The organism is Polyangiaceae bacterium, assembly GCA_016715885.1.
Classification (GTDB): Bacteria; Myxococcota_A; Polyangia; order Polyangiales; family Polyangiaceae; genus Polyangium.
Genome location: JADJXL010000028.1, coordinates 933315 through 958964, shown reverse-complemented (window position 1 = coordinate 958964; position 25650 = coordinate 933315). Strand labels below are relative to the sequence as shown.

General features: G+C 60.9%; 17 protein-coding genes. 5 read left to right on the top strand and 12 right to left on the bottom strand.

Annotation, left to right across the window (positions count from 1 at the left end; all coding sequences use genetic code 11):
- Positions 1-5: 5 nt before the first annotated feature.
- The 4 genes from IPM54_45345 to IPM54_45330 all read right to left on the bottom strand — a co-directional run bounded on the left by IPM54_45345 (position 6) and on the right by IPM54_45330 (position 6196).
- On the bottom strand, positions 6-3125 hold the full coding sequence (locus IPM54_45345; GenBank protein ID MBK9266990.1) for an efflux RND transporter permease subunit: 3120 nt from the start codon (positions 3123-3125) through the stop codon (positions 6-8).
- On the bottom strand, positions 3125-4318 hold the full coding sequence (locus tag IPM54_45340; GenBank protein MBK9266989.1) for an efflux RND transporter periplasmic adaptor subunit: 1194 nt from the start codon (positions 4316-4318) through the stop codon (positions 3125-3127). Before IPM54_45340 ends, IPM54_45345 begins: the two co-directional genes overlap by 1 nt.
- A complete protein-coding gene (locus IPM54_45335) occupies positions 4315-5595 on the bottom strand; it encodes a TolC family protein (GenBank protein MBK9266988.1) in 1281 nt (426 codons plus the stop codon). The genes IPM54_45340 and IPM54_45335 overlap by 4 nt, the downstream gene beginning before the upstream one ends.
- 100 nt (positions 5596-5695) lie before the next feature.
- On the bottom strand, positions 5696-6196 hold the full coding sequence (locus tag IPM54_45330) for a hypothetical protein (GenBank protein MBK9266987.1): 501 nt from the start codon (positions 6194-6196) through the stop codon (positions 5696-5698).
- Positions 6197-6450: 254 nt separating this feature from the next.
- Between IPM54_45330 and IPM54_45325 the strand changes: the two genes are divergently transcribed.
- Positions 6451-7545, top strand: a complete 1095-nt coding sequence (locus IPM54_45325; GenBank protein MBK9266986.1) for an ADP-ribosylglycohydrolase family protein — start codon at positions 6451-6453, stop codon at positions 7543-7545.
- 44 nt (positions 7546-7589) lie between these two features.
- Here IPM54_45325 and IPM54_45320 read toward each other — a convergent pair whose 3' ends face one another.
- Together IPM54_45320 and IPM54_45315 are read right to left on the bottom strand one after the other, a co-directional pair.
- Entirely contained in the window at positions 7590-8528 is a 939-nt protein-coding gene (locus IPM54_45320; protein ID MBK9266985.1) for an SAM-dependent methyltransferase, read from the bottom strand.
- Between the two features lie 170 nt (positions 8529-8698).
- Complete coding sequence (locus IPM54_45315; protein ID MBK9266984.1) at positions 8699-9244, bottom strand: sterol desaturase family protein; 546 nt, start codon at positions 9242-9244, stop codon at positions 8699-8701.
- Positions 9245-9464: 220 nt separating this feature from the next.
- Between IPM54_45315 and IPM54_45310 the strand changes: the two genes are divergently transcribed.
- Positions 9465-12791 carry a hypothetical protein gene (locus IPM54_45310; protein ID MBK9266983.1) on the top strand — a complete coding sequence of 1109 codons (3327 nt, stop codon included), beginning with the start codon at positions 9465-9467 and terminating at the stop codon, positions 12789-12791.
- A gap of 57 nt (positions 12792-12848) precedes the next feature.
- On the opposite strand, the gene IPM54_45305 is transcribed toward IPM54_45310, so the two are convergent.
- Entirely contained in the window at positions 12849-13463 is a 615-nt protein-coding gene (locus tag IPM54_45305; GenBank protein ID MBK9266982.1) for a hypothetical protein, read from the bottom strand.
- Between the two features lie 434 nt (positions 13464-13897).
- Between IPM54_45305 and IPM54_45300 the strand changes: the two genes are divergently transcribed.
- Positions 13898-15337, top strand: coding sequence for a DUF1501 domain-containing protein (locus IPM54_45300; GenBank protein ID MBK9266981.1), 1440 nt, complete (start codon positions 13898-13900; stop codon positions 15335-15337).
- A complete protein-coding gene (locus tag IPM54_45295; protein ID MBK9266980.1) occupies positions 15334-17523 on the top strand; it encodes a hypothetical protein in 2190 nt (729 codons plus the stop codon). The genes IPM54_45300 and IPM54_45295 overlap by 4 nt, the downstream gene beginning before the upstream one ends.
- On the opposite strand, the gene IPM54_45290 is transcribed toward IPM54_45295, so the two are convergent.
- From IPM54_45290 to IPM54_45270, 5 genes are all read right to left on the bottom strand, one after another.
- On the bottom strand, positions 17513-18214 hold the full coding sequence (locus IPM54_45290; protein MBK9266979.1) for an HAD-IA family hydrolase: 702 nt from the start codon (positions 18212-18214) through the stop codon (positions 17513-17515). The two genes, IPM54_45295 and IPM54_45290, sit on opposite strands and share 11 nt — an antisense overlap.
- Positions 18215-18646: 432 nt before the next feature.
- Positions 18647-20446, bottom strand: coding sequence for a long-chain fatty acid--CoA ligase (locus IPM54_45285; GenBank protein ID MBK9266978.1), 1800 nt, complete (start codon positions 20444-20446; stop codon positions 18647-18649).
- A 30-nt stretch (positions 20447-20476) separates the two neighbouring features.
- On the bottom strand, positions 20477-21616 hold the full coding sequence (locus IPM54_45280; protein ID MBK9266977.1) for a hypothetical protein: 1140 nt from the start codon (positions 21614-21616) through the stop codon (positions 20477-20479).
- A gap of 28 nt (positions 21617-21644) precedes the next feature.
- Positions 21645-22379 (bottom strand): sterol desaturase family protein, encoded by a 735-nt coding sequence (locus tag IPM54_45275; GenBank protein ID MBK9266976.1) that lies wholly within the window; start codon positions 22377-22379, stop codon positions 21645-21647.
- A 63-nt stretch (positions 22380-22442) separates the two neighbouring features.
- On the bottom strand, positions 22443-22589 hold the full coding sequence (locus IPM54_45270; GenBank protein MBK9266975.1) for a hypothetical protein: 147 nt from the start codon (positions 22587-22589) through the stop codon (positions 22443-22445).
- A gap of 143 nt (positions 22590-22732) precedes the next feature.
- On the opposite strand from IPM54_45270, the gene IPM54_45265 reads away from it, so the two are divergent.
- The gene (locus IPM54_45265; protein MBK9266974.1) at positions 22733-25615 is read left to right on the top strand and encodes a DnaJ domain-containing protein; all 2883 of its coding nucleotides are present in this window, start codon (positions 22733-22735) and stop codon (positions 25613-25615) included.
- Positions 25616-25650: the final 35 nt, after the last annotated feature.

The window sequence follows — 25650 nt, the reverse complement described above, 5'->3', positions numbered from 1 at the left end:
GGAATTCAATCGCTAGGATTGCCCGAGACGTGCTTCGAATCTTTGCCGAACCAAGCGTAAACGGCTGGTAGAACGAGCATCGTCAGCATCGTCGCCGTGATGAGCCCGCCGATGACGACCGTTGCGAGCGGCCTTTGCACTTCGCTGCCCGGTTCGGTCGATATCGCCATTGGCAAGAATCCGAGCGATGCGACGAGGGCCGTCATGAGGACCGGGCGCAAGCGCAATTCAGCGGCGTGACGAATGGCGGCGACGTGATCCTGCCCCTCTGCTTGCAAGTGCCGAGCGAACGATACGAGCACGAGCCCGTTCAGAACCGCCACGCCGAACAGCGCAATGAACCCGATCCCGGCTGAAATCGAAAATGGGATGTCTCGAATCCAAAGCGCCAAGATGCCTCCCACGGTCGCGAAGGGCACGCCCAAGAAAATGAGCAATGCCGCTCGAATCGAATGGAATGCAAGCCAGAGCAAAAACAGAATCAGCGCGAGCGCCAGCGGTACGACCACGGCAAGGCGCTGGCGCGCTTCCTCGTAATGCTGAAATTGCCCGCCCCATTCGGCGCGATAGCCCGTCGGTGGCTGAATGGCGCTCGAAACAGCCTTCTTCGCATCCTTCACCACGGAGAGCATGTCCCGGCCTCGCACGTTGAATTCGACCGTCAACCTGCGCGATTGCCCCTCACGATTGACCGCCGCAGGACCCGTCACGAATTTCAGCTCCGCAACGTCACCAAGCGGCACGACCTGCCCGCTGACCGATTTCAGCGGCAATGCGCGCAAAACGTCGAGCTCGCCCGCAAAACCATGATTCGTTTTCACGACCATGCTGAATCGACGCTCGCCTTCCAGCACTTCGCCCGCGACGTGGCCGACGGCCATCGTCTCCGTGAGCTGATTGATGTCGGAAATGGTCAGCCCATACCGCGCAAGCTTCGCTCGATCCGGGACGACACGCAAATACGATAGCCCCGCCACTTGTTCGACGCGTACGTCTTCAGCTCCCGGGACCGCACGAATCGCTTCTGCAGCCTTATCCCCCAAAGTGCGCAGCACCTCGAGATCCGGACCATAAAGCAAGACGGCGACGTCCGAACGCACGCCGGCAATCAGCTCGTTCGTGCGCATTTGAATGGGCTGCGATACGCCTCCAGCGATCTCGGGCACGGCGGTTTCGACAGCTTCGGAGAGCTCGTCCGCAATCATTTCTTTCGTGTACCCGCTGCGCCACTCGCTTCGTGGCTTCAGATCGACATATACGTCGGATTGCTCGATGCCCATGGGATCGGTCGCCAATTCGGGTGCACCAATCTTTCCGACGACGTGCGCGACTTCGGGAACCTTCATGAGCGCCCGTTCGAGCCGCAAGTCCGTCGCAATCGATTCGGAGAGCGCCACGCCCGGCAATCGTCGCGCTTCTATCAATAGATCGCCCTCATCGAGCTGTGGCACGAATTCAGCTCCAATGCGCGTGAACACGCCCAGCGCAGCCGCTAGCGAAAGTACCGCCGCGGTCACGGGAATCCACCGCCGTCGCATGACGCGTTCGAGCACCTGTACGTAGAGCTTTCGCGCTTTCCGAAGGAGCCACGTTTCGTGCTCGTTTTTCCCCGGACGCACCACGTAGCTCGCCAAAACCGGTACGAACGTGAGCGATAAAATGAATGCCCCGAGCAGCGCCAAGAGCACCGTCGTTGCCATGGGGCGAAATAGCTTCCCCTCGGTACCCGTGAGCGCCAGAATGGGCAAATAGACGATCGCAATGATCGCCTCGCCAAACACGCTTGCAGAACGAACCTCGAGCGCAGCGCCTCGAACGGTATCGATTCGTTCGTCCGCGGTCATGATTCGCCCCAGCGCATGTTGCCGCTCGGACAAGCGTCGCACGGCATTTTCGACGATGATGACCGAGCCATCCACGATGAGCCCGAAGTCAATGGCCCCGAGGCTCATGAGATTGCCCGACAGCCCCACGACGTTCATCACCGTAATCGCAAAAAGCAGCGAAAGCGGAATGACCGTGGCCACGACGAGGCCCGCTCGAATGTCACCGAGCAAAAATAGAAGCACGAGAATGACGAGCAGCGCACCTTCGACGAGGTTTTTCCCGACCGTAGCAATGGTGCGACCGACCAACTCCGAACGATCGTAAAATGGCTCGATTCGAGTACCTTCGGGGAGCGATGGCAAAATGGTCGCAATACGATCTTTGACAGCCTGCGTCACCGTGCGGGAATTTTCGCCCATCAGCATCAGCGTCACGCCGACGACGACTTCGCCTTTTCCGTCCTTCGTTGCGGCTCCGCGCCGCAGCCGCGGGCCGAATTGCGCGTCCCCCACCGTTGCTACCGTAATGGGCACGCCGTCGGGCGTAGCGCCTATCACGACGCGCCGCAAATCATCCAATCCCTTCACGAGCCCGTCGGTGCCAATGACAAAATGCTCGCGCGCGTGCTCGATGTACCCACCACCCGCATTTGCATTCGACTTTTCCAGCGCCTCCACGACCTGGGCGACCGAAACACCTGCGGCCTGCAATCGTTTTGGATCCAGCGTAATCTGATACTGTTTGTCCTCGCCGCCAAAGCTGTTCACTTCGATGACGCCGGGGACCGTGCGCAATTGTGGTGCGATTTGCCAATCGAGCACCTCTTCGAGCTGCATCAAGCTCAGTCGATCGTTTTGGACCGTGAATTGGAAAATCTCGCCCAACCCCGTGGATATGGGCCCCATTTCGGGCTTACCGTATTGCGTGGGAACCGCATCGGACGCTTCACGCATTCGTTCGTTCACGAGCTGCCGAGCAAAATAAATGTCCGTTCCATCATGAAAGACGACCGTGACCACCGACAAACCGTATTTCGATATCGAGCGGATTTCGGTCGTTTTCGGAATCCCCGCCATCGCCCGCTCGACCGGCACCGTCACGTATTGCTCCACCTCGACCGGCGAAAGCGCGGGCGCTGATGTTATCACCTGCACCTGCACACTCGTGACGTCGGGAACGGCATCAATGGGCAATGTCGTCGCAGAACGAAGGCCGAAGAATGCAAAAAGCATCGTCAATATCAGGACGATGGGCCGATTGCGCAACGACCACGAGAGGATTGCAGAGAGGAGCGCCATCAGTGATGATCCTCCGCAATCGTGCCTTTGAGCACCGCGCTCTTCAGCGTAAAGACACCATCGACGACGACCTCTTCACCCTCGCGCAATCCCGAGACGACTTCGACGTTTCCGAGCGCTGCATCTCCGAGGACGACGTCGTGCAATTCGAATTCGTTTTCGCTTTGCTTGACGAATACGACCGGCTTTTGCCCCACTTCGGTCACCGCCGATCGCGGGACGAGCAGCCGAGCTTCACGTGTCTCGGATTCCCCCGTGGCCACGTGCGCCATGCCGAATAGACCAATGCGGAGCAAATCATTGCGATTGGGTAGCGTAATGCGCGCCGTGACCGTGCGCCCGACGGGGTCGATTTTTTGCCCAATGTAATCGACTTTCCCTTGAAATCGCTCGTTCGGATACGCATTGAGCTGCACCTCGACGCTCGCACCCACCGCGAGGCGCCCGAGGTCCTTTTCGAATACCCGCCCGAGAAACCATACTTCGCGCAAATCCGCAATGCTCCCGAGCGTATGCTCTGCCGTCACCGGCTGCCCCATCACCGCGTCCCGTGCGACCACCGTTCCATCCATCGGCGCGCGTAATGCCAGCTTGAATGGCGATCCTTCTTGTGCGCCTGCGCCAAGCGCCGATAGCTCAGCTCCCAGCGCTTGCGCTTCAGCCGAAAGTGCTCGCGCTTCCGCTTCCGCTTCGACGACCGATTGCTCCGACGTGAGACGTTTTTCCAATAGTGCCCGCAATCGCTCTGCATTCGCGCGCGCCGCTTTTGCCTTCGCCAGTGCAGCCGCGTGCGCGCCACGCACTTTGCCAAGCTCGGGCACGCGAATCACCACGAGCACGTCGCCCTTTTTGACAAGAGCCCCTTCCTTGAAGCGCACTTCTTCAATTTTGCCCGGAGCCGGCGATGCAATGCGTGCCGATCGATCCGGGTCCGCCGCAATCTCACCCGGTAGCGAAATCGTCATCGCCAACGTTCCTCGACGAACCGCCGCGGTGCGGATGTTTGCGTCGGCAATGACTTCGGGCGTCAGCTTGATTCGGCGAGGCAGCTCGTCGTGCTCGTCGTGCCCATGCGCGGATTCCGCAGCTTTGGGAGCCGTTTCTTTCGCGTGCTCGTCTTCGTGGCCCTTTTTATCGCAGCCAGCCATCGCGAAGAGCAGCGCCGTGCCGCATATCAACAATCTCCGAATCACGGCGCACCTCGTTCCAGCGGATAACCCGCGGCGACGGCCAGGTCCACCGAGGCGAGCGCAAGGTTTTTCTTCGTTTCGAGCCCCGCGCGGAGCATTTCCACGAGAGCTTGTTGCGATACGATCGCGTCCCGTATGGCAAGGCGTCCCGCCTCGATTTCCGATGCAATCGCACGCAAGCTTTGATCGGCGCGCTCCAGACGCGTGGCCGTATAAAGCTCGCTTTGAGCGCGCGCCGCAGCAAATGTCGCCAATGCATGCGCCAGATCGCGCTTGATTTCGCGCCGAGCTTGCTCCACTTCGGTCTTCGCTCGGCGAGACAATGCCTCGGCCTCCGCAATTTCTCCCGCATACGTCCGACCCACCGGTTGCGGTAGCGGTATCGGTACCGATATCTGCGCACCGAATACTTGTTCATTAAAACCATCGTTTTGAACGAATACGCCAATCGTCGGGTTTGGAACCCGCGAACGGCGAAACACCGACGCTCGAGCTTCGTACGCGCGTCCTGTCGCTTCGAGGGCCTGCACTTCGGGGCGATCAATGGGGGCCTGTCTCTCTTGGTTGGCCGCGTAGGTTTCAACATCGGCGAGCGGCAACAGCGTGCCTTCGATATCCACGTTGGCGCTCGGATCGAGTCCCAGCGATACGACGAGCGCGCTTTTGGCAATTTGTGCGCGTCGCGCTGCGGCAATGCGTTCCTGTGCAACGCGCAAATGCGCCGTCTCCGCCACGTCCGCATCCACGCCCGACACGACGCCCTTGTCCGCGGCCGCTCGCGTCGCCATTGCAACTTTCGCGGTCAACGATTCCAGCGCTTCGCCCAAACGCACTTCTTCCCGCCCCGCAAGCGCCTCGAAATACGCGCGCCATGCAGCGGCTGCCACGTCACGCTCGGTCTTCGTCACGGCTTTGGCTTGCGCTTCACGTTCCGCACTTGCCGCACGTTGCCGCGCATCACGCTGGCCGCCAATTTCGATTTCTTGCGACAGCGTCGCATACCAATTGATGACCGGCGCGACGCCCGGCGCACTTCGACGAGCCCCCGACAGCGTGACGATTGGATTGGCTGGTAAAACCGGACGCGCGGCCTCTTGCCGAGCGTCCGCAGCTTCCAGGCTCTGACGTTCGGCTTTTGCCGTAAGGCTTCCTTCGAGCGCGCAACGGATCAAATTCTGTCGATTGATGGGTGTGCAGGAAGGTGCCGCGAATGCTTCGGCGACAGGACACAATGATGCGGCGACGAGCGCGGCCACCGCGACGACACGAATACGCTTCACGACCGATGCTCCTTCCGCTGCACGCGCACGCGCGGCAGCGGTTGCAGATGCGGATGCACGACGCGCATGCGCCGTGACAAACTCATTTCGCGTGAACCAGTTACGAGGAAACGCGGCCTGGTCTAGGAGGTCGATACAAGGCGGCAGGATCTGGCCCGGATGGCTCCGCCGGGTCGTACAGCGCAATGGCGACTTCGATGGGCGCCAATAAATCGAGCAACGTGGGTGGCGCGACGGACGGCAGCGCATTCATTGCATGCGTGCAATGGCAGCTTGGACAGCCCGGTGGACATTCGCGTCCGTCTTCGTCATTCGGGCAATCTTCGGCGTGGTTACTGCCTTGCGCGATGGCGGCGACGTCTGCCACGACGTGCGGGATGCCGGTGATTTGCACCGCCGTCATCGCGACGACGAGGCGCATCGCGACGACGAAGACGTGCACGAGACGCATGGTTCGTCGAGGCCACCTGCGGGCGCGCAGCGTCGGCGCAGCGACGAGGCACTGCAACACGCCCATCATCGCGACGAAACGCGCGCGCAGGCCCAGCGCCGGAGCATTCGGCACCGATGGTCGCGTCGCGCGTGTCTTCCGCCTCTTCACGGGTGCTCGGTTGTATGAGGTGTGCGGCGGGATGTCAAGCGAGGGCGCTACGCTTCGCCGAGAGCGATGGATGTGTCCGTGTTGCGCGACGCTCGTGACCCCTCTCGCGCAATGCTCTGTCACGTTGTCAACGTTGAATGCCTGTTCATGCCACGTTGACGCAATGCAATCGTGAATCGACGCGCGGCGCCTCGCGAAATCCGCTGTTTCTTGGCGTGCAACGTTCGGGCATGGCCATTGCTCTTAGCGAGCTCATGCATGTCAATTCAATCGATCGTCTGGATCGACTTCAGGGTGTCCTTCTCGGTGCGGCCGTCGGTGATGCGCTCGGATTGCCCCGCGAGGGGCTTTCGCCGACGCGTGCGGCTCGAATGTACGGATTGCGTCCGCTACGTCATCGATTCTTGTTCGGTCGCGGAATGACGAGCGACGATGCGGAGCATGCTTGTTTGACGGCGCAGGCGCTTCTTGCGGCACCCGACGATACGCATCGTTTCTCGCGTTCATTGGCATGGCGCCTTCGAGGCTGGTTTGCTGCAATGCCGGCCGCTGTGGGGTGGGCGACGCTGAGGGCCATCGTAAAATTGTGGATTGGTTTTTCTCCCATGACCAGCGGCGTCTATTCGGCAGGCAATGGTCCCGCGATGAGGGCTCCCGTCATCGGTGCTTGTTGTGCGGACGATATTGCGCGCATCAAAACGCTCGTGCGTCTTTCGACGCGCATGACGCATACCGATCCACGTGCGGAAGAGGGAGCGCTCGTCATTGCGCTTGCGGCGGCCCATGGTATCCGAAATGGTCCTCGTGGCGTAACGCCGGGCGTATTGTTCGACGAAATCCGGCCGCATGTGCACGACGTCGAGCTTTGCCGAGCGCTCGAGCAGGTGGCCGAGCTCGTTGCGCGCGGCGCATCCGCGGCTGAATTCGCGCAATCGTTTGGATTTGCCAAAGGCGTAAGTGGCTACATGCTCCACACGGTCCCGGCTGCCCTTTTTTGCTGGTTATCCAATCCTTTCGACATCGAACGCTGCGTGGAAGACGTCATCCTTCTTGGCGGCGATGCCGATAGCACAGGCGCCATCGTCGGAGCACTTGCGGGAGCCACCGCAGGCGCGAGCGCGATTCCTGCTGTGTGGCTCGACGGCATCACCGATTGGCCTCGATCGATTGCATGGATGAGGAAACTCGGTGCGCGACTAGCTGCAAGGTTTGGAGGTAATCCGCACGGAGATGCTCATGAAGGGGAAGGCCCATTGCCGCTGTTTTGGCCGGCCATTCCGGTGCGCAACATGGTCTTTCTCGCCGTGGCGCTCGCACATGGTTTCCGCCGGATGCTGCCGCCGTATTGAATGGCGAAGTCATTGCATTTGGAAGTGATGTTTCGCCAAGCAAATCAGTGATCCGATGCGCGCCCGTCCGCGGCTCTCTCATGCAACTCGGCGAGCACCGGGTAATCGTAATGGCTCAATGGCTCGTCCTTGCCGCCGATCGGCTCGAGGAACCGCTGCCGCAAAACATCCATCGATGGCTGGTCACGTAGCCGAAACCCTCGCGCCTCCAAATATGTCGGCACGTCGCGCGGCCGCAATGCCCATTGCAGCGGCTCGCCAACCAAACGCAAAAGCGGGCGCATCATTCCGCTGAGTGGCCCCAAATAGGGCCGCCCTTCTTCGTCCATGTCCATGACCGTGAACGCGACGCGCGTGCCCGGAGCCGTGCAATTCGATAACGCGCGAAAAAAAACATCCACATCGGCCGGCGTGAGATACATCAATAGACCCTCGGCAACCACGATGCTCGGCACATCCTTACGCCATTGCGTCGTTTGCAAAGCGTCGGCGAGCGGCCTTTGTGATAGATCAACCGGAATCACCGCGAGATTCGGCCGCTCGAGCCCCGCGCCTTGGATGCCCGCGGCTTTCGGATTTGCGGTGGCTGGTGCATCGATTTCCACGCAAAGCACGTCCGGATGACGTTCGGCGACCATTGCAGCGAGCGGATCGAGCCCCGAGCCGAGCACCAAGAGCTGGCGCGCGCCATCTCGAAGCGCTTCTTCGACGCATTCGGCGACCCAGCGCTTGCGAATGCCGAACCAAAGCAGTTGCCCTTTGCCGGTGAACTGCTCGACCAATTCATAAAGACGCCGCGTGGACGGCGCTCGCATCATATCGATGAGCCGCGCGGGGACCGCACCCGAATTTCTCAGGATGCCCTCCACGGTGGCCGCTGCACCTTTGGGCAGCACGTCGCGCAATCGCGGGACGGCATCGAGCAGCAGCATGAAACGGGCGATCTTCGTGGCAGTTCGGCTCGGCGTTGATCGATTGGGCATAGGGAAAGGTTATACCAGGTAAAGCCGATCGGGCAACTCCTGGTGCATGCGCAAATCTACCACCGCAGTATGCTCGAGTTGACGGTCTTGCCAAACTTGCGCGGGAGCGAAAGGGGCCAACCAATGGATTGGAATAAAGATAAACCCGGTTTGCCGCGGTGGTAAAACCGTCAGCCGACGCGATACGAATCGGCCCATGCGGGGCGCTCGACGCTCGTGTCGTCGACGAGCCATGGAAACTTATCGGCGTACCGGCGCGGAATGACGACGACGTCAGCGCGCTCGTACGTACCAAATACCCAATCCCATAGCGGCGTCGTGACGCCATGATTGACCTTCGTGTCGCCGAAATGATGATACAAGTGGTGACGCCGTGCCCACGCGTCATACACATTGCGAGGCGCGCGCCGATGAATGGCCTGGTGCAAAATTTCATATGTCAACCAACCTGCAGCCATTCCCAAAGCGGCGCCGACGGCACCCATCACGCCCGCCCATGGATGCACGAGCGCCGAAAGGCCCCCGAAGACAGGGACCATACCGAGCGACTTGCGGGCAAGAGGCGTGAAGTAGTTCGGATTTACGTGGTGCTGCGTGTGCTCGCGCCGGACGACCTTTCCGACGAACCGCGCGTGTCCGAAGAACCGATGCAAGCCGTACTCGAAAATCGACCAAGCGAAGAGGCCCAAGAAAACGCCCGCAAACAGCATGATCATAAACACAAAGTACGCCGGATCGGAGCCGCAGGGAAGGGGCCTCGAGTGGAAAGTTGAAAACGTGCTTGGTGAAGGGACGAAACGTGGTTCGCGTCTTTGAGGTCGGTTCGAGCACCCATTCGAAGCGCTCGATTTGTCCGCACACCTCTTGCGCTTCGTTCTCGGTTCTGGCAACGTGACGATTGTTTGTCCTTAACGTCCAACGCCAGGATGATTGCCCATGCGATACTCGAGAAATACACATGCCTATGCCATGATCGTAGCCGCATCGCTGCTCGCGCCGAGCTGCGTCGGCGAACCGTCTTCGAGTAGCGGGGCGATGCACGAGCCTTCGAGGTCGTCGCAATCGGTGCCCAAAAGCTTGCGAGCGGCATACATAACGGCGGTGCAAACGGGGGCATCGGAGTCGTATGCGGCGGTGATGCAAGATGGCAGTTTGCGACTCGAAAACCCAGCGCAACGGTTCGTTGCAACCGTGAACGTCGACGGCATCAGCTTGGAGCCGAATGATCGAGATTGGCAGCTTGCCATGCGCACGGTGGCGGTGGGATGTGCGGGCGCGATGGTGCCGATGACGGATGCATCGATCGACGTGCGAGGAAACCGGGTCGAGCTTCATCGAGACGCGCTGCACGAGTGGTATGTGAACGGGCCGCTTGGAGTCGAACAAGGTTTTGTTTTGCTCGAGCCGCCGGCATGCGACGGGCCGAAGACGATTCAGATGGCGACGAATGGAGACATCGTGGCGACGCTCGACGATGCCGATGGAGATGGTCGCGGGGAAGCGTTGAAGTTCGTCGATTCCGACGGTCGCGAGAAGCTTTCGTATACGGATCTTTTCGTGACGGATGCGACGGGACGAGCGATATCGGCGTGGCTCGAGGTGCGTGGCGAGGATATTTCGATTGTCGTGGATGACGTGGGGGCGCAATATCCATTGACGATCGACCCATTGATATGGGTAGAGCAGCAGAAGCTGGTCGCGAGTGATGGTGCAGCGGGCGACAACTTTGGGCAGTCGGCGTCGCTCTCCGGCGATACGGCGGTCGTGGGGGCATTCAACGACGACGACAAAGGCGATGGTTCTGGTGCGGCGTATGTATTCGTGCGCAATGGTGGGGTGTGGACCGAGCAAGCGAAGCTCGTGGCGAGTGACGGGGCGGCGGGCGACAATTTTGGGCAATCGGTGTCATTGTCCGGGGACACGGTGGTCGTGGGAGCATTCAATGACGACGACAATGGCGAGGGCTCGGGTTCGGCCTATGTATTCGCACGCAATGGGGGAATATGGACCGAGCAAGCGAAATTGGTGGCGAGCGATGGCGGGGCATTCGCATCGTTCGGGCTTTCGGTTTCGCTGTCAGGGGACATGGCGCTCGTGGGAGCCCCTTATGGTGACGGTTCGATCAGCAGTGCGGGAGCGGTTTATGCTTTCGTGCGTAATGGTGGGGTATGGACGGAGCAAGCCAAGATATCGGATAGCAATGGGTTGAGTTTTGGTGAATTTGGCGTTTCGGTATCGCTGTCTGGGGACACGGCGCTTATCGGAGCCGACGGAGACGACGACAATGGCACGTACGCGGGTGCAGCGTTCGTCTTCGAGCATAGTGGTGGAATTTGGACGCCGCAGGCGAAGCTTTTGGCCATGGATGGCGCGGCCAACGATTACTTTGGCTGGGCGGTGTCGCTGTCCGGGGACACGGCGCTCATTGGGGCGTATGGTGATGACGACCTGGGCGCGGACTCGGGTTCGGCGTACATCTTCGAGCGTAGCGGAGGCGTTTGGACGCAGCAAGCGAAGCTCGTGGCGCCCGATGGAGCGGCTGGCGACGTATTTGGCGTGACGGTATCGGTGTCTGGCGACAGGGCGCTCGTGGGGGCCGTATTCGATGACGAATTGGGCGTGAATTCGGGTACTGGGCATGTGTTCGAGCGTGTTGGGGGAACGTGGAGCCATTACCAGAAACTCGTGCCGAGTGATGGATCGCAGACCGATTGGTTCACGTATTCGGTATCGTTGTCTGGAGACACGGCGCTGGTTGGGGCGCGGTACGACGACGACAAGGGTGTCGATTCGGGGTCGGCTTATGTATTGGTGCTGCGGAATGCGGCAGGAGACACGTGCGTCACGGCATCGGAATGTGCGAGCGGATTTTGCGTGGACGGGGTGTGTTGCGATAGCGCGTGTGGTGATGGGGATTCGACGGATTGTCAGGCGTGCAGCGTCGCAGCGGGTGCTGCAATGGATGGCACGTGCGGGCCTGCGGTCATGGGGACGGTTTGTCGTTCTGCGGCAGGTGCGTGCGATGCGGCCGAATCGTGCGACGGCGTTGAGACGACGTGCCCAGACGATGTGAAAATGGCAGCGGGCACGGAGTGTCGCGCGGCAGCGGGGGTATGCGACGCAGCAGAGAGCTGTGACGGTGCAATGAATGATTGCCCGGGCGATGCGAAAGTGGTGGCCGGCGTGGAATGCCGCGCGGCAGCGGGGGTATGCGATGCAGCGGAGAGCTGTGACGGTGCAATGAATGATTGCCCGAGCGATGCGAAAGTGGCGGCGGGCGTGGAATGCCGCGCGGCAGCGGGGGTATGCGATGCAGCGGAGAGCTGTGACGGTGCAATGAATGAATGCCCGGGCGATGCGAAGATGGCGGCGGGCGTGGAATGTCGCGCGGCAGCGGGGGTATGCGACGCAGCAGAGAGCTGCGACGGTGCAATGAATGAATGCCCGGGCGATGCGAAAGTGGCGGCCGGCGTGGAATGCCGCGCGGCAGCGGGGGTATGCGACGCAGCGGAGAGCTGTGACGGTGCAATGAATGAATGCCCGGGCGATGCGAAAGTGGCGGCGGGCGTTGAATGCCGCGCGGCAGCGGGGGTATGCGATGCAGCAGAGAGCTGCGACGGTGCAATGAATGATTGCCCGGGCGATGCGAAGATGGCGGCCGGCGTGGAATGCCGCGCGGCAGCGGGGGTATGCGATGCAGCGGAGAGCTGCGACGGTGCAATGGATGAATGCCCGGGCGATGCGAAGGTTGCGGCCGGCGTGGAATGTCGCGCGGCAGCGGGGGTATGCGATGCAGCGGAGAGCTGCGACGGTGCAATGGATGAATGCCCGGCGGATGCGAAGATGGCGGCTGGTACGGAATGTCGCGCGGCAGCGGGAGTATGCGACGCAGCGGAGAGCTGCGACGGTGCAATGGATGAATGCCCGGTCGATGAGAATGCGCCCGACGGCACGATGTGCCCGAGTGGTACCTGCATTGATGGCGCGTGCTTGGGTGAAGGCGGTGCAGGCGGTGCGGGTGGTGCAGGCGGCGGCGGTGCAGGTGGTGCCGGTGGTGCAGGCGGTGCAGGCGGTGCAGGCGGCGGCGGCGGCGCCGGTGGTGCAGGCGGCAGCGGTGGCGGCGGCATTGGCCCCGAGGTTGAAGGAGGAGGCTGCACATGTGACATGGGTGCATCCACCAAGAACACGCCGCATGCGGCGTTCTTCATGGCGCTCGCGTTTGCGATTGCACGACGGCGTGCTGGCGCAGCGCGCGTGAGATAATCCAGCCCGGCTCGATCCCTCGATGTTCGGCCAAGTGATGTTTGGCCGAACATCCCCTCACTTCTTCCCGTGTTCGATGGTCGCAGCGCAATGGCCATCGAATGCTGGTTTGCCCGGGCGGAGTGCTCGCTCGACGCAAGCTTTGGCGTCGCCTTTGGCCGCAATTTCCGTAACTTTGCCGCCACGTGCTCGCCATACGACGCGCGTTTCGGATCCGGCGGGAGCGCACCCATCGAGCGCGCTTTTTTGCTGGGACATCCACGCTGTTACGAGCACCATTCCCAGAAGCCCGAGCCCTCCGCCGCCTTCGCTTTTGCACTCGATGTCTTTCGTCACGAGCCCATCCGCTTCGAGCCGCCCGATTGAAATATTTGCCCCAGGCACGTCGGAAGCTCGTGCATTCGCAGCCGGCTTGTTGCTGGGCGCTTCCTTGACAACAGGCTCGCTCGGAGCGTTGCCTTCAGGCGCGCGTGGCGCTTCGGCTTCGACGGGCGAGGGTTTACCAGGACAATCGGCTCCACTGCATTCGGCGTCCGGCGCGTCGCGCATGGATTCCGGCGGAGCCACAGTGGATGCGGATTCCGGAGGCGGCGCCGTCACGTTCTCGCCACCGCAGCCAGCTACGAAGTAGGGTGCGCCGAGTATGCCAACGAGCAAGAACTTGGATAACATCGGACGCTCATGCTCTAGTTGCGGCGAGAAAGCAAGTCTTCGTGGCGTGTTTGCGCGCGGAGTCATTGGAGCATGGCGCACGTTTTTCGCACCAATGATTCGCAAAAAGGTTTCGAGGCAGTGCGGTGGCACTTCGAGGCTGAGTGGAAATGGCGCTCAGGCAGCGTGGGCCAAAATCACAACATCCTGTTGGCAGTCAGGGCATGGAAAGGTGGATGACATCAAAATCCACGCACGCCTCGAGTCGACCGAAGTCTGTACAATGCACAAAAAATCCATTGACCCCAGCGCCCAAAGGGGCGATCCTCCCGCTTACGTGAACACCCAGTTGTCTGGTTTCGTGGGCACGTCGTGGAGGTCCGGTGAAACGTCGCGACTTTCTCAAGAGTACAGGGATCGTGGCAGCGAGCGGCCTTGGCGTGTCCCTTTGGGGCATGAAGCGCGCGCTGGCGTTCGGTGAAATTCCAAAGGAGGCGGAGAGCATTCTGATTCCGCCCGAGCGGCGCGCGCAAAGTATCCTTGAAATTTTCCTGTACGGCGGCGTGAGCCAGTACGAGTCGTTCTATTGCGTTCCAACGCTTGGACAAGCATCCGGGACCCAATGGTATTCGTTCCTCAATGACGGCGATATCCAAGCGGCCGTCGACAAATGCGGCTGGCAAGCGCCTTTGACGGAACCGTTCGCCCCCGACGCAAACGGGGCCATGGTGCACCTCGGCCCATTCGTCATGCCTTTGCGTGAACGTCCCGATGTCGCTTCGCGCATGCGCGTCTCCGTGACCGCGCACGACCTCGAACCGCATGAAGGTGCCATTCCCATGGTGCTAGCGGGCCGAGGTCTCGGGCATCCTGCATTGTCCGGGCTCGGCGCGCACGTGCAGCGGTATTTCCTCGATCAATTCCCCGAACCAGGTCGCGCGCCGTATTCGTACGCGTTGTTTTCCGCCGGAGCCAATGGTTTGCCCACGGACAACATTCGCAGTGTCGCATCGATTGGCATGCATCCCGGAGCTGCCCGGCCGCTCATGATCCAAGTCGATGGCGCTGGTGATTTGACGGAATTGCTCGGCAGGCAAAACATCGCTGCCGTTCGTCCGCAATACGATGCGCTGATGCAGCATTACATCGACGAATACAACGCTCGCTTGCGCTGGAAGGGTCAAGGCTTGTCCTTGCGAGCTCCGCGGCTCGGAGATATGCAAGCGGCGTCGAGCTCCATTGCGAATGCATCCGCCATTTCGGGCGTGCTCGAGTCGCAATTCTTCCAAAAGATTGGCGGATCGCAATGCGCCGATACGGCCGATACCGATGCGATGACCATGAATCTGAAGCTCGCATCGCACTTGATCACGCACCCGACGACGCCTGCAAAATACGTGTGCATCATCGATACGGGCCTCCTTGGAGCGGACGGCGGTGGAGGGTACGACACGCACTTCGAAAACACCTTCACGCAATCGCGAAACCTGTCCCATACGCTGAAGAGCTTGTTATCGATCGTCAATCAACCGGGCGAAAACGACCCGATGAAGATCGACCTCGACAAGACCATGATCGTCCTGACGACGGAATTCGGCAGATCGCCGTTCAAGCAAGGATCCAAGGGGCGAAATCACTGGCCGTATGGATTCCCGATTGTTTTCATCGGGGGCCCGGTGCGCTCCGAAAACAAGGGAGTCTTCGGTGCTTGTGGTGAAAATGGGTATGCGACGCTGGCGTCGTCGCCGCAAGAGAATCGAATCGCGGCGCTGCTTGCCATGGGCATTTGGCCGTTTGCCCAAGAAAGCTACAACGTATCGGACGTGCCCGGTGCAGGAAATGAGCTCAATGCCGCGCTCTTGGTGCAGCAAAGGCAGCTCGGGGTGACGGTATGAACACGAATGGTAACGCCCGGCTTTTTGCCATTGTTCTGCCCTGTGCGCTGCTCGCTGCGGCCGCACCTGCTTGCACTTCGGACGTCGAGCCGCTCGATTTGCCCAAGCCCGTCGTCGATGCTGGTACCGAAGATGCCGCCGATGCGGGTCCGACCGAAGATGCCGCGCCGCCGCCTCCGCCGCATACGGCAAAACACGAATGGACCGAATGCCAAGCGAGCGATCAAGCGTGGGTTCGTCGGGCCATCGTGGCGCTCGCGGGACGAAAACCGTGGGGACAAGGCGAAGTCAAGGCGCTGACGGATACCATTGCGGCCATTCGCCAAGCGGATCTAGAAGAAACCGGGCAGTTCGGCGACCTCGGCGGCGTGCTTCCTCCCACGGGGAAAAAACTCGTGAATGCGCGCAAAATCGTGGCTCGTGTCATCATGCGCGAAGACGCCTTCCGCCAGCGCTGGGCGGATTTCTTCATGGATGCGCTTCGCGTCGTCCGCATCGAAACGAAGTCGCTCGAAGAATGTTACGGTTCGCCAAACTCGACGTCGTTCGACGGCGGAACGCTTGCCGCGTGGGTGCGTGACAATGCCGCCACGGCGACGAATCCGCCGACGCCGGGCTTCACCATGAATGAATTGCTCGATTCGGCCATCGAGCTCGATGACATTTCGCCGGTGTACCGAGCGCACTTGTTCGCAATGATGTCGAGACCTTACGATGCGGCCAATGTCGGGCCGCTGGAGCTCGAGCGGGCGCGACGGCAAAACTTTGGAGCGATCTTCGAGCGCGCTTATATCCATCGGGATCGCGTCTGTTTGGTTTGCCATAACAGCGAATATGCCGTCACGTATGATGCAGACCCGGCAAAAAATCGTCATTGGCAAATTCCGGGCTTGTTCGAGCAGGCGCTGTACGGATCATCGAGCGCCCAGCATCCGCCCGAGGAGCAAGAAACGAAGGGCACCGACGAATTGCGCGCCGTTTCGATGCTGCGTTATAGCGGCGTCGCTGCGTCGAATGGCACCTCGCCTTATGGCTGGAATGGCAACGCATGTGGACGATTCCGCGTTCCCACCCAAGACGATCCGCTCGGCGTCGACACCTATTTCGGCTCCATTCGTTCGACCCCCAACGAGCCGAACCTCGGACGGCGCGCCAGCGTATGGGACCTCGAGCGATCGCTCGCGCGCGGCGTGACACTGCTTGCCGAGCATGGCCTGACGCGTTTGCCCGGGGACGTGCTCGCCGATCCCGACGAAGCGTTTGCGTACCTCGTTGCGCAAAACATCGTCGATCAGGTGTGGGCTGAAGTCATGGGCAATCGGCTCACGATTGCGAATTACTTCCCGCGCACGCAGATGCAGCGCGACATTTTGCAGGAGCTGACGGAGCACTTCGTTGCATCGCACTTTTCGCTGAAAACACTGCTGCTCGACATTCTTTCGCATCCGCTGTTCAATTTGAAAGCACCGGAAGAAGGATGCGGCGTATCTGCCTACGAAGTGCCCCTCATCCTCAATCCGTGGAGCAGCGCCGAAAATGACGCCACGCTTCGCAACAACAGCCCCGGCGACAGCGTATTCGCCTTGTCGTCTCGACCGCTCCGGCGAAGCTTGCATCGCGCGATGGAATGGCCCGAATACCCCGAATATCCGGGCGGAAACGAGCAGGTTTTTCAAGTCGCCACAGGGTTTTTCCTGAAGGATGGCGAGCCTGGATTCCGTGGTTTGGATTTCCAAGGCCGTTTGTCCTGGGAAGCCAACTATGGCGCATGCAAGCCGCAAGGTGCCAGCGATTTTGTAACGAAACTCGTCGGGGTTGCTCAAGCTACGCCGGGCACGACGCTGGGTGATGTCATCATTGCCCTCAAAGATAGACTCGTGGGCGAGCCGTGGATCGAGAACACCAAAGAAAAACCGCTCATTGCCGATCTCGTGGGCTCCAACCTGGACGACAAGTCGCTGGCATTCTTGGACGTCCGCGTCCGAGCTTATTGCGGTGTGCTCGTTTCGTCGCCGCAATTCATGCTCGGTGGTATGGTCCCCGCCGACACCAATGCCATGCCGAAGTTGTCGGTCCCCGGAACCTCGTACGATGCAATGTGCATGAACATCGCGGCCAGCGCTGGCCAAATCGCCGCGCCGTACACCATTACGTGCGAGCCGGGCAAAGTCACCGTCAAGAAATGAAAAGCCCCAGCGATTCGAGCGCGCTTCTCGTCGTGCTCGCATCGTGAGCAATGCGGCATCGCGGGTGCGTGTGGTTTTTTGCGGCGCTATCGAACCAGATGGCGCTCATTCCCGCACCGAGCGCTCCTTCGACGTCGGCGGCGAGTGAATCACCGACGTGTACGATACGTTCGACGGGCACACCGAGCCGTTCGGCGGTCCAGTCGAAAATCGCCCGATGAGGTTTTTCCAGTCCCAATTTTCCGCTATCGGCAACCACCTCGAACCGATTCGACCACCCCAGCTCTTCAATCAGCTCGGCCAAACGTCCCTCTGAATTCGACACCACACCGATCGGGACTTTTGCAGCACGAAGATCATCGATCAATTCGAGCATTCCTGGAATTGGTTTTCGCCACAAGTTTTTGACTGGCTGTTGTTCCCAGAGAAAATCGACCGCTTGTGATATGTCGCGAGCGTCCGCACCTTTAGCTGCGCAGTCGAGCAGCTTGCGCATCAGGATTTTCCAAGGATGGCCGCCGAGGCCCTGATGAACGGCGTCGTTGTAGGCTTTCCACGCAATGGGCAGTGCGTGCTCTATGTGATTCGGATCAACGTGCAAACCTCGTTCTGCGAGACGGGCGGACGTGAGTGATGTATCGAGCTTCGCGAGGGTTTGTCCGAAGTCGAATGTGACGGCGAGCGGTGGCATTGAGCTCAGCATGATGGTGTCATTCGAAGGGTGCAAATCTGGCGCATAACGCGCTTGTTACGCCGCCCCAGGTTAAAGAGGCTGTCTCAAAATTCGAGCCGTAGTGTGTCACCGAACGCCCGCGCGGGATTGAAATCTCGCGCTACACATTCAAAAGTCCCTCACTACCGTTCGGGACTGGCCTTGTGGAATTTCGGATCGTCATCGAGAATCCTCAACGATTTTGCATAGATTGCAGGCCTCGCCATGCAGCCATGACGTCAGTCCGAGCGCGGTAGCGCGAGGACTTCTTGTCGTGTAGCGCGGGGTTTCAACCCCGCGCGGGGCTGGGCGAGGATACGCGTTCCGAGTTTTGAGACAGCCTCTTCAACCCCGCGCGGGGTGCAAAGGGTTCCGTAGGAGGGCGGGATGGATGTGGCCGTTTTCGACGTGTCAATCCGCGTTGTTCGCCCCCTCGTACAGCTTATCGATTTCCGCCGCAAAGTTCTGGTACACGACGCGGCGCTTGATCTTGAGCGTGGGCGTCAGTTCCCCGTCTTCGATCGTGAATGCACGGTGCGTCACGTGAAACTTCTTCACCGTTTCCACGCGTGCAAGCGTCTTGTTGGCGTCGTCGACACCTTTTTGAACCGCGGCAATGACGGCGGGGTTTTCCCTGAGCGTCGTCAAATTCGCGTCCGGCGTGCCCGCGATTTCTGCTGCACGAACAGGATCGATGACGATGAGCGCCGTGAGGAACTTGCGTCGATCACCAATCACGACCGCATCGACGATGGGCGGATTGCTCTTCAGCGATTCTTCGATGTTTTTCGGCGTGATGTTTTTCCCACCTGCCGTGATGATGATTTCCTTCTTGCGCCCGGTGATCCAAAGGAATCCATCGGAGTCGAATTTCCCAAGGTCGCCCGAATGCAGCCAGCCGTCTTGTAGCGTCTCGGCCGTCGCTTCGGGCTCCTTGTAATAGCCCAGAAACACATTGGGACCTTTGACGAGGATTTCGCCGTCCTCGGCAATTTTGACTTCGATTCCCTTGAGCTTCGTACCGACACTTCCGAGCCTGATGTTGCCCGGCACGCCGAACGATGTCGGCCCCGTGTCTTCCGATTGTCCGTACACTTCGCTGACGATGATGTCCAGACCCAGGAAAAACTCGAGCACGTCTTTGGCAATGGGTGCCGCTCCACTCACGCATACGCGCGCGCGCGACATGCCAATGGCGGTTTTGAGTTTTTGGAAGACGAGCTTTTGCGCAAGTTTGTATTGGAGCGCGAGCACTCCGCTCGGCTCTTGGCCACGCATCTTGAGCGCGTTCGCGTCGCGCGCGACATCCATGGCCCACTCGACGAGCGCCTTTTTTGCACCTTTGGCGTCCTTCAGTTTTCCCGTAACACCCGCGTAAAACTTTTCCCAAATACGGGGTACTCCGAAAAACAGCGTCGGTTGGACTTCCTTCAGGTTTTCCGGCACTTTTTCGATACTTTCGGCAAAGTATACCCCTCCACCGATCGTAAGTGCAGCGTGTATCGAGAACATCTGCTCCGCAATGTGCGACAGAGGCAAATACGAAAGCATGACGTCGTTTGCGTTGCCACCCACGAGCTCTCGGGCGCTATCCGCCGTCCACGTGAGGTTTTTGTGCGAAAGCATCACGCCCTTCGGCGGACCGGTCGTGCCCGAGGTGTAAATGAGTGTCGCGAGGCCCTGGGGTTCGAGTGCATCGAGACGCTCGAAAAACGCCTTTTCCGTGACGTTTGCGCCCTTCTCGAGAAATGCCTCGTACGTGATCACCATCGGATGATCGATGGGCTCGGCGCCCGACATCATCACGATGTGCTTCAATTTGGGCAGCTCGGCGAGTTTCTGCGCGACCTTCTCGAACTGCGCCTTGTTCTCGAGCAGCACGACCTGCGATTCGGCGTGGTTGATGATGTATTGCACTTCCTCGGGTGAACACGTCGTGTAAATCCCCGCGGGAACGCCGCCGACACTCATCGCGGCCACGTCGAAAGCAACCCACTCGCTTCGATTGAATCCGAGAATACACACAGTAAAACCCGGCTTTTGATCGAGCGCGATGAATGCCTTGCCGAGTCGTTTCACTTCGTTCGCGAGCTCGTGATAGCTCTTCGCGCGATACACACCGCCCTTCTTGATGTGATGGGCTGCCGCGTCCGGTCGCCGCTCGGCTTGGTTGAAGAGTCGTCGAGGTATCGAATCGATCGGTGTAGCCATATGGGCCGCACAGGATAATCGAAGTTCGTCCTAGGGCGTAGGCTTCTTCGATGGTGTTGCCGACGAAGCCGATGTCGGCGCAGCGGCTGAAGGTGCGGCGGACGATGCCGAAGCTGGCGGCGCGGCGCTCGATTCCGGGGCAGGCGCTGGCCTTTTGTCCTCCAACGAATCCAGCGCCTCTTGACGCTCCAGCGCCCGCCGCAGAAGCAGAAGCCGCTCCACGAGCCCCGTCGCTTCCTCGGCGGACATGTCCACGCGTGCTGAAACCCTGGTCCCCTCCGAGCTGATCTTCATGCGCTCCAAAATCGGCGCGGCGCCGACGAATCGCACGACCAAGTCGTCCACTTGTGACGTTCGACGAGCATCGAAGACTTTCCCGAGCTCGCCGCAGGATGGCGCTGCGTCGCAGACGACCACCCCGGACAAACCCACGCGCGCGTCGACCGAAACCGCGAGACCAAGCCCGATCATCGATGCCGCAGGCGATCCCTGCGCGCCTCCACGCGTAAGCTCTTCGTTGAGCGTGCGTCGCTGCTCCGGCGTGAGAACCACCGTCACGCGCACGGCTCCCGATCCGATCTCTCTCGACAAACGTTCGTGGAGCAGATCCGCCGATACGCGCGGCAAACGCCCTTCGGCTGCATCGATCATCGCGCGCAAATACGAGCCTGCTCCGAGCAGAATCGGCCCGCCATCGCGCACCGCAATCTCGGCGCTGCTCGTCCGAGACGCCGAGTCACGTACCGTGCGAAACCCTCCGATCGGGTTCACCACCGGCCTGCCGCCTCGTGCTTCGATCACTTTGCTCGCGCATGAAAGCAGCGATTCGGCATCCACGAGCCCCGAAGCGACGAGACCGAAGTCACCATCCGCGCCGGCGGCCGGAATGCCCATCGCCACCTCGGTGATCCCTTCGAGCGGGTCGAAGCCGCATACATCGCGCACTTTCCCAATGCCCGGCACTTCACCTTCCGAAAAGAGCGGCGCCATGACGCTCGACCGCCGAAGCACGCCGACGTCCGCCGTGGCCACGAGCAGCGCACCGTCCGGGATCGCATCGAGCGACGACACGAACGAGGGTGATTTCGTTTTTGCCCAAACGAAATATCCGATCGCACAAGCGACGGCGATGGCTAGAGCTGCGAGCGCTTTGCGCGCACTCGTTCGCACGCCGAACCCGTACCACAAGTCCTGTGCTTCAGTTCGCTCGTTTCGGCGTTGCGCGTCGCAACTGCCTCGCCGCGCGGAACTTCTCTTCGCGAGCGGGGGACCAAGTCGTGCCGTAAAGCCAATCGAAAACCGGCACCGTCACGTTGAAATTCCAGCGTTTCATGAGCCGCGGTTCGTGATGCCGACGATGATGCTCGCGCAGTTTCGCGATGAGCGGCAGCCGCCCGACCGGATGATCCGTTGGCAAGTGATACGCGAGGTGGAGCCATTCGTAAGATAGAAAAAACACCATCGAAGTGGCCGTCACGAGCATCGCAACGTTGGTCGTCACGTACCGTTCGATGACGATCGCGAGCGGAAGCACGAGTGTCAGAAAAACGAGGACGATTGCGTAGGGTGGCATCAGGACAAACCACCATTCGCGCTTGCTGCGCATGGCCATGTCCTGATCGGTGTAAATCACGTGATGTTGGAGCTCATGGCGTTCATAGAGCACGCCGAGAAGCGGGAGACGCCGATGCAGGATGCTCTTGTGCGCTCGCCATTCGAACCCGAACGCAGCAAGAAGCGTGACTGGAATTGCAAGCAGTTCGATGGGACGCAGCGTGTTCGCTTGAAGTCGAGCAAGCGCGGTGACGAGCACGCCGAGCCCAATGGCGGTAGGGATCGCCAGGTGTAGCGATGGGTTGTAGCGCGCGGGCATGTGCGCCACGATTTGCGCGCGACGTTCCGGCCGCTCATGCTGCTCGTCGGGGCCGTCCATCAAGACGACGATATGTTCTGCAAATGCAGAATGCAAGCGTGTGGTGCGGGAAATCAGCGGCGTTTATGCATCGGTTTTGGGTTTCTCTTCGTCCCGTTCGAAGAGCCGGCCGACGGCTTCACCCATTTTCGGCACGACCGAGTGAATGATGACGAGGCCGATGAGAAAAGCGACCAATGCGAGTTCGTTGGGTGTGGCAAAACTGAACATCGAGCTCCCGTGCTTTCCTTACCATCTCGCGCGTCTTCCGGGGCGACTGGCGTATATTGCTTCCGAACAGCTTCGGGGACAACGACCGAACGAGCGGGGCGCACGCGTTGACACTCTGGCCTCTAGAGTCGAAGGATTACGGCGTGTCCGCGCTGGATGATGCCCCGAACACCGTGCACCGCGACGTGATCCTGATGGCCGATGCATCGGCTGAGGGACAAGCGATTGCGGTCGCCCTGCGTGCGCAAGGGTTTGCCGTGGCCATATCGACCGTGGAGAGGCTCGAAGTGAGCGTGCTCGACGAGTCTCCCCGCGTGCTCATCGTGGACATCGACCAACCTGGTGCTCGCGACGCGATCGAGCGCATTCGGGAGCTTTCCGAGGGCGAACGGGCGGAGCTGGTTTGTCTGGGCAGTCCGATGCGGGCGGCCGAGGTTGGAGCGACGACGGCGTCGGGGCGTGCGTTCGCACGGCCTGTCGACATTCACGCGATCATCGCGCAAATCGGCGCGCTTGCAGATCCCGCACCTCTCGACGAAGAGCTCATCGGCGACGGCATCCACGACACGAATCCAAGACGTTCGGGCGAGAGCGTTCCGCCGTTCGTCGAGGACGGCAGCGGTGCATTTTCAGCGGTGTTTCAGTCGGTTTTTCCGGGCGGCGGCGACGCGTCCGAAATGCATTCGTCCATCTTCCCACCCGACGAAACCGAAGGACAATCACCGAACGCGCTCTTGGCAGCGCACCCGATGCAGCTCTCACCCGAGCTCACGGAGTTGCTCGCTGCCGCAGAGCAGAAGGTGATGCTTGCCGACGCATTCGTCTCGCTTCCTCCAGCCCCACACGTCGATGACGACTCCGACATCGTGCTCGGAGACGATTACCTCTCGCTGCTCGACGACCCCCTCGACGCCGACGACGAGCCTGGGACGGGTCCGGAGATGGCACAAACCGGCGCGCTCGACGCAGCGACGGGACCGATTCCGATCGCAGCGTTGTCCGCGATGCAAACGAGTCCGAGTGCTGCTCTGGCGAGTGCCATTCCAGACAAACCGGAGACGATCCCTCCTGCGACGACTGCGAACGTCTCGAGCGTCGGTGGATCGCCACCAGTGGACACCTCACCGCCTTTGCCGCGCGCCGTGCTCGGCCACGTTGCCGTGCGCGAGCCGATCAAAGTGCGCGATGTCGTTCTGGACAAACTCCCGATTTCGTACGCGGATGAAACATCTGCCGAGGCATCCACTCCAAAGCAACCGCCCGTCGTGACCGAGCATCGCCCGACGACGTCGAGTACGGCGATCACCGTCGTGGAGTCGCTGCGTCCGAGCCGCGGTGACGATGCTCAACTTCCCACGCGGCGCCTCGATCAAGCTGCTCCCGCCGGAGTCATGGCTTCGGTGAAACGTCCCGTAGCGCCGATCGTCATCGATGCGCCGAACGACATGCAACCGCCCACGGTTTTTCCGGGACGCATGCCCCCGCCGGTGCCCAAGATCGACGTCGCACCGCTCACGTCGTTGTCTTCGCCGACCACGCAACCGTCGATGCCATCGATGCCGGCGCCATCGACGGTGTATCCGTCGACGGTGGATCCACCGCAAACGAGTCCACCGCCGATGAGTCCTCCGCTGGCGAGCCCTCCGCGGACAAACCCAACGCCGGCAAGGCCCGCGACCATCGCCCCACCCACGGTGAAGCCGCAATCGCCGCATCGTGAAGCCAATCCGTCCTCGTCCACGCCGCTTTCGCCGCCCGCGCCGTCGCCGTCTCGACCGTCATCATCATCCAAGCCAAACCCTCCGTCGTCCGTACCATCGTCGCCGCGTCCTACGAAGCCGACGCCGCTCCTTCCGCCGCCCAACGTGCGTCGCGGAGCCGCCGATTCGCCGCCTTCGGTGCGACTTGCGCCGCCCGTTCCTCCGCCGCCCGCGCCGCTCATCACCGGTGCATCGTCCGACGCCGACGCTGGACCATCGTTGCAGACGGACAAACCCACCGTGCTTGGTCCCGCCGATGCACCGCGCGCGCTTGCTCGAGCCATCGCGAGTCGCGTGACAGGATCGCTCGCGCTGCACAGCCAAGGTTCGGTGCGGCGCATCGTTCTGCACGAAGGCGACGTCGTCACGGCGGGATCCGGCGTCGCGGAAGAAACGCTCCTGTCGTTCCTTGCGGCGCGTGGCGACATCGAGCGTGACGTGGCCGCGCGCCTTTCGGGCAAACTTCCACCGGGAGGCAGACACGCAGGTGCGGCTCTCATTGCGCACGGGTACCTCGGACAAGATGCGTTGTGGTCGGTGCTGAGGGCGCATGCCGAGTGGATCATTGGAGGCTTTTTGTCCGTTGAAACGGGCACGCTCGAGCTCGAGCCCGAACCTCCTGGGCGCCTCAAGACCGAGCCAAGCGTGTTTGGTGGCTCGATGGGTGCCGAAGTCTTCGTCGACTCCGTCAGGCGCGTCGTTTCCCCCGACGTTGCACTGCGTCGCCTTGGTGGTCCGGCTGCGCGCATGGACAGTGGTCCTCGCATATCGCTCTTGGTCGAGTGTGCGCTTGGCCCGGACGAACAGGCTCTCGTTCATGGCGCGCAAGGCGCGACGATTGGCGAGCTTGCCGAGCGCGGTGGTGCAGACCTCGCGACGCTACTGTATGCGCTGGTTTGTCTAGAAGTACTCTCGGTGCTCGTACCGTCGAAACGGATTGAGAAATCGACCCCAACGCAGCACGACCCGCTCGATCAGGAAGCGATTCGCATGCGCGTGCGAGCGCGCTTGGCGCTCGTGGAAGAGGGTGATTATTTCGCGGTGCTCGGGGTGCCTCGGGGCGCGACGAGTTACGAAATTCGGCGCGCATTCATCGATTTGCGAAGGTCTTTCGAGCCATCGCGTCTGCTCACGGCCGAGACCGCGGATCTGTCGGCGGACGTGCGCACGGTCCTCGAAGTGCTCGACGAAGCGTACGAAATTCTGAAGGATGCGCATCGGCGCGAGCGTTATCGCCGCGCGATCGAGGCTGGTCCGTCGACTTGAGGCACTGGGCCATCGTTCATGCTAAACACGCGCCA